At 51.9% G+C, this 10,271-nt stretch carries 8 protein-coding genes; 3 read left to right on the top strand and 5 right to left on the bottom strand.

The annotated features are described in order from the left end of the window. The coding region (locus AC2FNV_RS22425; protein ID WP_496774568.1) for a hypothetical protein at positions 1–187 on the top strand (187 nt) is incomplete at its 5' end. A gap of 43 nt (positions 188–230) precedes the next feature. Here AC2FNV_RS22425 and AC2FNV_RS22420 read toward each other — a convergent pair. After that, positions 231–2,093 (bottom strand): TPR end-of-group domain-containing protein, encoded by a 1,863-nt coding sequence (locus tag AC2FNV_RS22420; protein WP_170607024.1) that lies wholly within the window; start codon positions 2,091–2,093, stop codon positions 231–233. A 369-nt stretch (positions 2,094–2,462) separates the two neighbouring features. Continuing rightward, positions 2,463–3,305 (bottom strand): cytochrome c, encoded by an 843-nt coding sequence (locus AC2FNV_RS22415; protein WP_170607026.1) that lies wholly within the window; start codon positions 3,303–3,305, stop codon positions 2,463–2,465. A 440-nt stretch (positions 3,306–3,745) separates the two neighbouring features. Here AC2FNV_RS22415 and gntH (AC2FNV_RS22410) point away from each other — a divergent pair, with 440 nt between their 5' ends. Then, positions 3,746–4,873 carry a guanitoxin biosynthesis MBL fold metallo-hydrolase GntH gene (gene gntH, locus AC2FNV_RS22410; RefSeq protein ID WP_496774566.1) on the top strand — a complete coding sequence of 376 codons (1,128 nt, stop codon included), beginning with the start codon at positions 3,746–3,748 and terminating at the stop codon, positions 4,871–4,873. 167 nt (positions 4,874–5,040) lie between these two features. Here the strand turns inward: gntH (AC2FNV_RS22410) and AC2FNV_RS22405 are convergent, their stop codons facing one another. The 3 genes from AC2FNV_RS22405 to gntH (AC2FNV_RS22395) are packed head-to-tail and all read right to left on the bottom strand — an operon-like array spanning position 5,041 to position 9,331. After that, positions 5,041–6,324 (bottom strand): HupE/UreJ family protein, encoded by a 1,284-nt coding sequence (locus AC2FNV_RS22405; protein WP_496774564.1) that lies wholly within the window; start codon positions 6,322–6,324, stop codon positions 5,041–5,043. Further along, on the bottom strand, positions 6,317–8,128 hold the full coding sequence (locus AC2FNV_RS22400; RefSeq protein WP_496774563.1) for a hypothetical protein: 1,812 nt from the start codon (positions 8,126–8,128) through the stop codon (positions 6,317–6,319). The genes AC2FNV_RS22405 and AC2FNV_RS22400 overlap by 8 nt, the downstream gene beginning before the upstream one ends. A 9-nt stretch (positions 8,129–8,137) precedes the next feature. Beyond that, the gene (gntH, locus tag AC2FNV_RS22395) at positions 8,138–9,331 is read right to left on the bottom strand and encodes a guanitoxin biosynthesis MBL fold metallo-hydrolase GntH (protein WP_496774562.1); all 1,194 of its coding nucleotides are present in this window, start codon (positions 9,329–9,331) and stop codon (positions 8,138–8,140) included. Positions 9,332–9,456: 125 nt separating this feature from the next. Between gntH (AC2FNV_RS22395) and AC2FNV_RS22390 the strand changes: the two genes are divergently transcribed. After that, complete coding sequence (locus AC2FNV_RS22390) at positions 9,457–10,026, top strand: TetR/AcrR family transcriptional regulator (protein ID WP_496774561.1); 570 nt, start codon at positions 9,457–9,459, stop codon at positions 10,024–10,026. Positions 10,027–10,271: the final 245 nt, after the last annotated feature.

Raw genomic sequence — 10,271 nt, 5'->3', positions numbered from 1 at the left:
GATGCAGCAAACATCGAGCGTCCTCGCCAACCAAGTCGCTGTAATACTCGCGGCACTGCGGCGCGATTTCCCGAAAGCGGACGTTCAAGTCTGCCAAAATAGCTTGACTCGAAACCGGTCGTTCGCTGCACCTGTGTCGGATGTCCGAGTTGCGGGACGAACCAGCCCTTCGCGGATGGCAGACTAAACATGCTAACGGTCCGTTTTTCTCGCAGCTTTCAACGTAAGTATTATCGGTTTTGGATGTTCTCCTTCGCTTTGCTTTGCCAGAACTTGATCACCTCATCAAAACGCGGGTCCTTTCGGGCTTGGGCTAAATCCGGGTCAACCAGCGCCCAATCCAACATCCTTATGGGGCGGCCAGCTTGAATTGACTGTTTCAATAGTTCGATCGCCTTGTCTACATTTCCGACCTTAGAAAACGCGCAAGCAAGATTATAAGAGGTCCTAGGATCTGTTGAATCGATTTCCGCAGCTTGCTGCAACCACGGACCTGCCTGATCCAACTGATCTACGTAAATGTGCGCAAATGCACCTACATAGATTGCGGGAGCATCTTTCTCATTCAATTTCAGCCGTCGTTTAGCTATTGAAAGGGATTTTTGAGCCATTGACACAAGCTCTTCTTTGCGTCCGAGTTTCGAAAGGCAATTCATTAACATCATGTGTGATTGCAGGTCATCCCCACGGACTTTGGAAGCTTTCGTGTATGCCGCAGCCGCCGCCTCAAAGTCATTTTGCAAAAGTTTGGCGAACCCCAGATTCCAAAACGCCTCATAAAGCATTGGATCAAGCTCAAGCGCCCGGCCAAGCATCCTCTCCGCTTCGCAATAACTACCTCGCAGAAAAAGTGCGATTCCTAAAGAGGCGTGAGCCTCCGGCAAGTCCGGGTCCAGAGCAAGCGCATTGTTGCAGTTGCTGATTGCGGCTTCGATAAAGGTCTGATCTGAAGAATAGTATTGGTAAATGGTGGACTCGCAGTCGGCCAATCCGCTCAGAGCGAGTGAATAATCTGGATCGAGTTCCACAGCCCGCTCAAAGAGATGACGGGCTTTTTCAAGGTTTTCCCGATTCATCTCGTAAAGCAGGTTGCGCCCTTGCAAACAAAGATCATAGGCATCAAAATTTGTTGTGGGAACACGCGCGATGGCCTGTTTTTCCATCGGAGCAATGGCCACTTTGAGAGCGTCGACAATGTTGCGGGTTACGTCATCCTGCACTTCAAATACGTCTAGAAGATCTCGGTCGTATCTTTCGGCCCAGACATGACCACCTGTGCCTCCATCGATAAGTTGTGCGGTGACTCTCACGCGATTGCCAGATCTCCTAACACTACCTTCAACTAGATACTTTGCCCCCAGATCTGAACTTATCTGCTGGATTTTTATAGATTGACCTTTGTAGGAGAAAGTTGAATTTCGCGAGATGACAAAAAGACCGGAAACCTTGGACAAATCAGTGATTATGTCTTCGGTTATTCCATCAGAAAAATATTCCTGCTCCGGGTCGCCGCTCATATTCGAAAAAGGCAACACGGCGATGGACTGTCTTTTCTCTTCGCTGTGATTTTCATACTCTGTAGGCGAGTGATCATCGGCTTCAAATCTACAATGGTAGACGCGAAGAGGTTTGGATATGTTTTTCAGACGTTGCGCACCGCCGCCTTCGAATTCGCAACCAACTTTTCCCGAAACCATGTCGTAGGCTGTTCCGGATAAACACACACCTCCTGGCTTGGCGATCGCCTCAAGGCGCGCCGCGACATTGACACCATCGCCGTAAATGTCGTCACCATCAACGATCACGTCGCCCAGATTAACGCCAACTCTCAGAACAAGGCCGTTGGCCTCCTGGAGCAGGCGCTGCTGAATCTCGACAGCGCACTCCACGGCATCGACAGCGGAAGAAAATTCAACCAGTGCCCCATCACCAATTAGCTTGAAAATCCGCCCTCTGTGCTTTGCTACGACGGGTTCAAAAACCTCAATGCGATGTGCTTTGAGCAACGATAGAGTTCCGGTCTCATCCTGCTCCATGAGTTTAGAATAACCAACAACATCTGCCGCCAGTATTGCCGCTAGCTTACGTTCCACCCGTATCCCCTGTGTTCGAACATGCCTCGGTTATAGCGACAAACAAAATCGTGTTGGTCAGTACGGCGAATACATCCGATGACCATACCATCGAACATTTTGATATCAACAACGACGGCAGCCGGCTCTTTTGAGACATCAGAGCAAAACGGTCAGGTGACCGCTTGGCCAATTGTTGATTTAGCTCCAAACGTGGAATGTTTTGCTTGTTAAGCGTCCGGGTCATGTATGTCGAGCTGACCGACTACGTAGGCGGGCATGATATTTTCTTTGTCCTAATGTTCCTCAGCTATGAGTGGATATCCTGTTTGCACACGGGCTACTGTCAGGATGTCAACGATCGAAGGCATGGAATGAGTGTCATACCATTCAGCCCGGGTCCGGTAGCGGAGGGAGTTGGCGCAAGTATAGAATTACCGCGTCGATATCCTCGGGCGTCATCCGGCTGTAGTATCCATAACCCATGGGCGGCAGCATCGGTGTACCGTCAGGCCTAACGCCAGTTGTGATCATTTGCTTTAGCTCGGCATCTGTCCATTCCACAATGCCGTCCTCTGGATGGGAGGTCAGGTTGGACGAAATCGATGTCCCCCACGGGCCGTGGAACTCGAAACCGCCTGCACCAAGTTGGTTGATCCAATCAGGGCCCATGGGGCCCATTGGGCTGTGACACTCGATGCAATGCGCCACCGGTCCGGCCAGGTACTCTCCATACTCGACTGACACACTTTCTTCCGGATGCGCCACGCTGGTTACAGGCGGTCCGTATGCTGGCGGTAACGGGATGTTATACACGCTTTCGCCGGGGTCATTCTCAACCGCAGGCAGGCTTCGCATATACATAACGATCGACATTACGTCGTCGTCCGACAACCGACTGTAGAGAGCTATTGGCATTGGGGGCCCGATCACCCGCGATCCACTCGGTGTGATACCTTCCCGGATTGCTCGGGCAAATTCCTCGTCTGTCCAATCCGCCACACGTCCACCCGGAGTGATATTGGGCGCAATTGCGGTAAAGCCCGGTGTCTGTTCCACCAGGCGGCCAGCCTGGTTCATTCCCATAACGGGTCCATTGGGTCCGATCGGCGTATGACAATTGCCGCAGGCGGCAGGCCCTTCAACAAGGTATTCGCCTCTCTCCAAGGTCGGTGCTGCAAACGAAATTGTGCCACAGACAATGGCAATTCCCGCCAAAACAATGGTTTTCATATCTGTACCCCCCTGTTTTCCCAAAGATGGCATAGCAAGCGAATTTCCCAAAGTTTTTTGACGCGAGCTATGCGCGCGTCCTAATTCAGGCCTACAAATTGTAGATGGCTTTGGCGGCTGGGCGGACACCACCGAGCGCGCCACTACCGTCTCAGTCGTGCGGTTTTACCGATGATTTTTTCGGCCGCTTTGGGCTCAAAGTAGTCGATCAGCTCGAATTTTGCCAACGACAGCTTTCGAGAGTTGAATGTCAGCACGATTGGCCAAGCCGTTGAAATCGCCGGGTCATCTCGTTGTTCCTAAAGTCTGCTTTCCGGAAAGGGCTAAGGCTTCGACCGCTGCACCGCCGCATGTCTGCTTCGAGCCCAAAGCAGACGTCCGACTTTGGAATGAAGTGATTTAGTTGTACCATGGAATGCGTCAGCAAGTCGGAGGAAGCTGTGCGTCTAAGATTACTACCGGCATTGAGTTTTGTATTTGCGTCGATTTGCTGCGGCGCAGCTTCAGCTGGTTCATCCGGAGAGAGAAAGTTCTATTACCCAAATACAGAGCCGCTCGGTGAAGCGGAGATGCGAGTTATCTCGCTGGGAACTGGAACACCTAATTTTCGACATTCCCAAGCGTCGGCGTCGTGGTTGGTTGAACTTGGCAATGGCGACAAGTTCCTATTCGATGTCGGAACCGGTTCGTTAGCAAATTTGGCTGCTTTGGAGATTCCATACACCTATCTCGACAAAGTTTTCATTAGCCACTTGCACGTAGATCATATTGGAGATCTCGACGCACTGTTTGTGGGCGGCTGGGTGTCAAACCGAACGGTTCCACTACGGGTTTGGGGGCCAAGTGGCTTAGAGCCAGAATACGGGACCGCAGCAGCCATGGATGGCCTCCAGAAAATGTTGGCTTGGGACGTGGCAGGGCGGCGCGGGAATATGCCCTCGGCAGGTGGACATCTTTCGGTGACTGAGTTCGACTATTCTCAGACACAAGTAGTTTATGAAAGCGATGGTGTTGTTATTCGATCTTGGCCCGCGATTCACGGCATAGACGGTTCAGTTTCCTACAGCTTGGAGTGGAAAGGACTTAAATTCGTCTACTCAGGTGACACCAACCCGAACAAGTGGTTCGTGGAGAACGCTAAAGAAGCTGATCTTGTCATTCACGAATGTTACTTAACGATCCAACAATTCATCGATATCAAAAACTACGACCCTGAACGCGCCCGATTAGTGGCAACGGTGGTTCACACGCCACCAGACGCGTGTGGAAAACTATTCTCGATGATCGAGCCGCGCCACGCGATTGCATTCCATACATTTGCCGATTTCGATATTGCTCCTGACACAATTGCAGCAATCCGAAAGACCTACGACGGCCCGCTCACTTTGGCTCAGGACATGCTTGTTTGGAATGTTTCGGAAGATGCCGTAGGTGTTCGAGAGATCATTGGATCAGACAGTCCATTGCCTGTTGACCCTCCAACTCCTGCGGGCCCACCTGACCCTAACGAAAGAACAGAGTTGTCAGATTGGCTTAATGCAGGTCGCCTAAATCTTAGCGGAGACTAGCGTGCAATGTGCTATAGTGAATCTATCGGCTGCTTTGACTGCAAAGTAGACTTTGAGCAGAATTCACTGACTGACCGGTATAAGCCCAATCTGTCTTATGCTACGGAACAGCCGAATGTGCGCTTTTCTCCCAGGCGGCCATCACGGCACGCGGCATCGCAATGACCTTAAGCCAGCGTGGAGTAAACCTCGGCAACTCGCTGAAAGGTCCAATAGAAGGCGATAGCCGCGCATCCACCGGCTAAGCCCACTCGTAGGGACATCCACAAACTGGAGTTCACGCGTCGACACATTATCAAGGCAGGCCAGAGCGCAAGAATAATGGCGACCTGGCCAAGCTCGACGCCAAGATTGAAAGCAAGCAAGCTCTGCCAGATGTTTGGGGATGTAACCTGCAAAATCTTGTGCAACACAAAGCTAAACCCAAGCCCGTGCAAGAGGCCAATCAGCGTTGTCAGAAGCACCATCGTGACCTCAGAGCGCGCGCTGTTCTTAAAACTCGTAAACGCTGCGACGGCTGCAAGTATGATAGATAGCGCGATCCCGGTTTCTACGGCAGGAACAAACCATGCGCCCGATGGTACAAACACGAAAAAACCCAGCGACAAAGTTACGCTATGCCCAACGGTAAAACCGGTTGCACGCAGCAATAGCGCCCTGAGGGTCTGCGCTCCAATGACCAAACACACAACAAACAAAACATGATCCAACCCTTCGAGGATATGTCGTATGCCTTCCCAGACGAAACTGAGGAATCCGCCATACCCCTCTTGCCGAACCACCAATGGTTCAGTCATCAGACCCCGAGATCGGAAAATCTGAGGTGTGTCTGACGCGTAGTCGAGAATAAGGTTGGCCGTTTGGTCCTGATCCGGCAAGCCGGGGTCTAGCACGCTAGCAATGCTGTACGATTGCACCGGGCCGATAGTGTCATAATACAGGACGAGATCAACAATCGTGTCACCTACATAAAGCGGTGGCGCTAAGGCCGTTTCGGTGTCTGCTGCCAGTTGAGCCTCGGCCAAAGTTGCAAATCCGGGCTCATTTCCAACGCGATGCAAGCGAACGGACTTAACTGTTCCTCTTAAGCGCTGATTGTCGACCAACAGATGCAACCCACCTTCAGCGAATTGCCCCAGCCCATTAGGTTCGTTCATGACAGCCTGCAAGTCGACGAAGTGGACCAACTGATCGTCTCTCATGGCATTAGTCGTGAATGGTGCAGCTTTCGGCAAGGCATCACCGTTCTGATCACCGACCTTGTCTGCAACCAGATAAGGCATAGGCGTACGGATGTAGACACGCAGACCATCTTCGGAATGCTCGACATGCGAAATTCGAACGTTGAGGTTAAGCAGAAAATGCGCCGAGGCCGACGGCGTCAGTAACAAAAACACACCGACAAACAGAGCTCCGAAAGCAAAAAACTTTGGCCTTAAACGCTCACGCATTTGGATCTCGGGCCTCGATTACAGTTAATCCATCCAGCTTCCATTGACCTGACTCAGGTACGACCTCGGCCAGCACCCGAAACGTAACGGCGCGCATATGGGCGTGCCCCCAATGACCGCCTTGGGCTTTCACTGTCCATTTGGCCAGAGTGCTAAATCCACCCGGTTTGAGGGTCGGGTCAACGCGCTCTAAACTCAGGTCTCTTATATCAGTAACCGTAGCAAGGCTGCCTCCTGGCGTTCGGATTGCGAGACCACGTTCTACCTCTGTTGCGATGTCGCCCAGAGATGCTGCCGTTACAATGTGGGCCAGCTCTGCCTTTCTTGCTGCCGGCGAAGTTTCCAGCGTCACCGTGGTCAAGTTTTCGACCATCGAGCGCAGTATATCTTCCGCAACCTGCTGCTCAGGGGGCTCGGGCTTATTCCAAGGTAATTCCGGCAAATATCCCGAAAAAACAAACGTTGCCGAAGCAGCGGCAATCATAGTCACGCAACTGGCACGCTTTGCGACTTTGCCCCTGGTTAGCAGGAGAAAACCGAGTGAGACGGCGCTGATAATCCCGGCGATCAAAGCCACGGCCGTGTTCTGCCGTTTCTGCGGCTCAACTGGAATCAGAGTAACAGATGCTCTTTGGTATTGGAGTAGGTGGTTCTGCCAGTGAAACTGAGGGTCCGCTGGTGTCACTGCTCCAAAGAATGGCCCGGCGATATCGTTTGAAATGGTTGCAACGCGGGAAATTTCCTCGTCAAACATATCCCATGTGACCGTCACCTGATCGGGAAGGTCTGCCGATGAGAAAGACAGGATAGCCCCGATAAACGCATTGTTCATGGATACTTCCTTTCCAGGCTCGACAACCTGAAAACCCTGCGATGTCAGCTTAAGGAGTTTTGCTGTAGCGTTCGACGGTTGCACTAATTTGCCATCAATTGACACCGGGTTACGAGAAGCCAGGAAGGACGCCGCCTGGTTTACGATTAAGGCGCTACGCTGTGGCGAAAGTGTTTGACTGACTTCAGTAGTTTCACCAATCCAAGGCGCCAGTTCACGCAAACGGATCAGTGTTTCATGCCGAACTTCACGAGGTTCGATGTAAAGAAACGTGGATGTCCCGTCCTGAGCTTTTCGATTCAGGCTTTGAGCAGAAAAGCGGCTATCCCACGGATCAGGCCAGTGAATCTTTAGCTCTGCCGGCTTTGACAAGAAGTTGAAATCCGTGACCGGAACCTCGCGGTCAAAAACCTGCATCCCGATAGTCGCCAGTGGTTCACCATCCCGCGATGGCGGCACTATAGTCAGCTCCTTGGGAACTGAGTTTTGAAACGGAAAGAACACTTCCGCGAATAAAACGCGCGGATCTTTTGGCGGGCTGGGAACAACTTGCCCCGAGAATGGGTCGCGCTGACCTGCAAGCGGCGAGGCCCGGTCTATGCGCGTTCGGTATTCCACCTTTCTGATATCAGCGTTTAGGGCCTGTTCGTCGCCTGCAACAATCGAAAGCGCCCGGCTTTCGGCTTGCGCATAACCTTGATTGGTATCTTGTTCAGCCTCCGGCTCACCCCCGACGAAATCTGATGACCATCCTATTGGCAACATATCCGCAAAGAACGGAATATCTTCGACATAGATCTCAAGGTCGACGTAGACCCCATCCTCTTTGACATGAAGGACAGCAATATTGGGGGCAACTTCTGAACCGTTTGTCAGAACGACATCCGCCGAAACGGCCAGTGCACTCGAGGCCATCACACTCAGCATCAGGAATAGTCGGCACAGATACCGCCAAATTAGAATTTTGTTCACCCCTGAACGTTAATTTTCCGGCATTGGCGGTGGCGTGTAACCATCCCATTTGCCGGCTTGAACTTTTTCAGAAGGCTCTTTTTCTTTTGAGCGCGGTGCATTGATGTATTCGTCGCTCACAGCTGGTGGCAGAGCGTATTCGTCAACACTCGCTTCCCGAACAACGATCTGATCCTTAGTTACGTTTATCACCTGTAGATCTCGCGCCAGCGTGAGCGGTCCATCGTATGTCGAACGGACACCTTCCAGGATTGCCTGATAGTTTTCGGGTGAAAGAACAGAGTGATACCCTAGGGCCATGCGTGGCTCGACAGCGGACATAACTTTGCCGAAAGCCGCAGGTTCCGTATGAACGCGCGTAGCTACATAAGTCGCCTGTTTCATGTCCCAGCCAAAATAAGGGGCTAGCGCATCCGGAGGCAGGAAGGCCTCGTGAGACGCGATGTCCGCCCCTTTGGCATATTCTACATACCATTTGTTCGGGTATGTATCGCCACCAAAGACGTATTTCAGCCCATTCCATTCTAGAGAGTAGCTTACCGAGCCATCCAGACTGTGGATCGCAGGCCAGGAACGGATAGTTACGTCGTTCTCCTGATAAACAATCTCGTTTTCCTGCATGTAATCGAATTCAGTGACTTCAAGCTTGGCGCCATCATCCGGCAGCGCGCCCGTTCGCGTGGCCAAGTCCCAGGCGTAAGCTCTGGACATGCCCTCAACATAGGCTTTGGTGCCCAGTTCATCTTCTGATCCGGACGGGCCGAAGATGCGGAGCGGGGTATATCTGCCCGAAAGCCAACCTCCGACGTGGAGGCCCATGAAGTCTCCAACGTGATCAACATGCAAATGGCTGAAGAAGACCTTGTCGATCTTTGCGAAGTCCGGTCGCAGCGAGAACAGGTTTCCCGTTGCGCCAGTTCCTACGTCAAACAAAAAGACGTCCCCATTCCCAAGTTCCACATAAAACGAAATCGAAACGGCTGCCTTGGTTTGGTTTGGCATCCCCGTCCCCAATGCCGTGATACGCATCTCATCCTCGCCGAGGATTTCAGTGTTGGGAAAGTAAGACGCGGGATATACACCGTTTTCGATATCAGTGGCACTCCGACCCGTCGGCAAGGCGTTTTGCGCCGTTGCTGTACCAGCCAGCGTCATGCCTAATGCCATCAATGTACCGGCTGCGGTTTTCACTAAGTTATTCATTGATCCCCCCTTCAAAGCGAATCCTCGTAAGAGAACACGAAACCGTGAACCTCTTGTTCACCATAGACATCTCTACGGTAGTTCCATAGACTGCTCTATGTCAAATAAAGAATGCTGTAATCTGAATGTCAGAAACTGTCACCCGAGCTTCACCCAAAAACGCCGCGACCAAGGAAGACTGGATATTGCTGGCCTACAAAGTTCTCAACGAGGGCGGCGTTTCCGCGATAAAGGTCGTGCCAATGGCAAAGCGACTGAACCTGACAAGCGGCAGCTTTTACTGGCATTTCAAGAACGTCCGTGAGCTTTTGGATGAGGTTCTCAGATATTGGGAGCAGGAACTGACTGACAAAGTGATCGCAAAGGCAAAGACATTTGGCGGCCCACCGGAAGACCGCATTCTTCTTCTTATGAAAAAGGTCATTGAAGAGGACGCCGCCTTGCCAGATCACGCTGTCTCAGTGTGGGCGAATACCGATGAGAAGGTAAGAGAAGCTTATCAAAGAACCATCGGCAAACGATTCCAGTTCGCCGCCTGGATGTTTGAACAGGCCGGGTTTTCGAAAGAAGAAGCGAAAGCGCGTGGAAGATTGATGGTTACTTCGCTAATGGGAGACTCTTCGACCGGTCTGAAAGCGCAAGGCGATTGGGAAAAGGTTATAGAGCGGGAACATGCAATTCTTGTCGGAAAGTAGAAGATAGAACAAGAATGTTGCCCGGCATTTTAAGTTTGCTCGAAACGGACCGCCAGTTTTTATTGCCCTGTAGAAACAGCACACGCAACAATGCCAGAAGCCGACGTTCAGTCTGTGACCATCAAGGTCCGCTTCGTCCTGTGTGGATGGCTCCTGCAAAGCAAGACATTTTTGTGAGGGGTGTGTGGTCAGAAGCGGTCTTGTGTCCGGCCTGTTTGCGCGGTGCGTCTGACCGCTGGCCCTGA

This window comes from Ruegeria sp. BHSA163, assembly GCF_059613365.1.
This window is presented reverse-complemented; position numbering and strand designations above follow the sequence as displayed.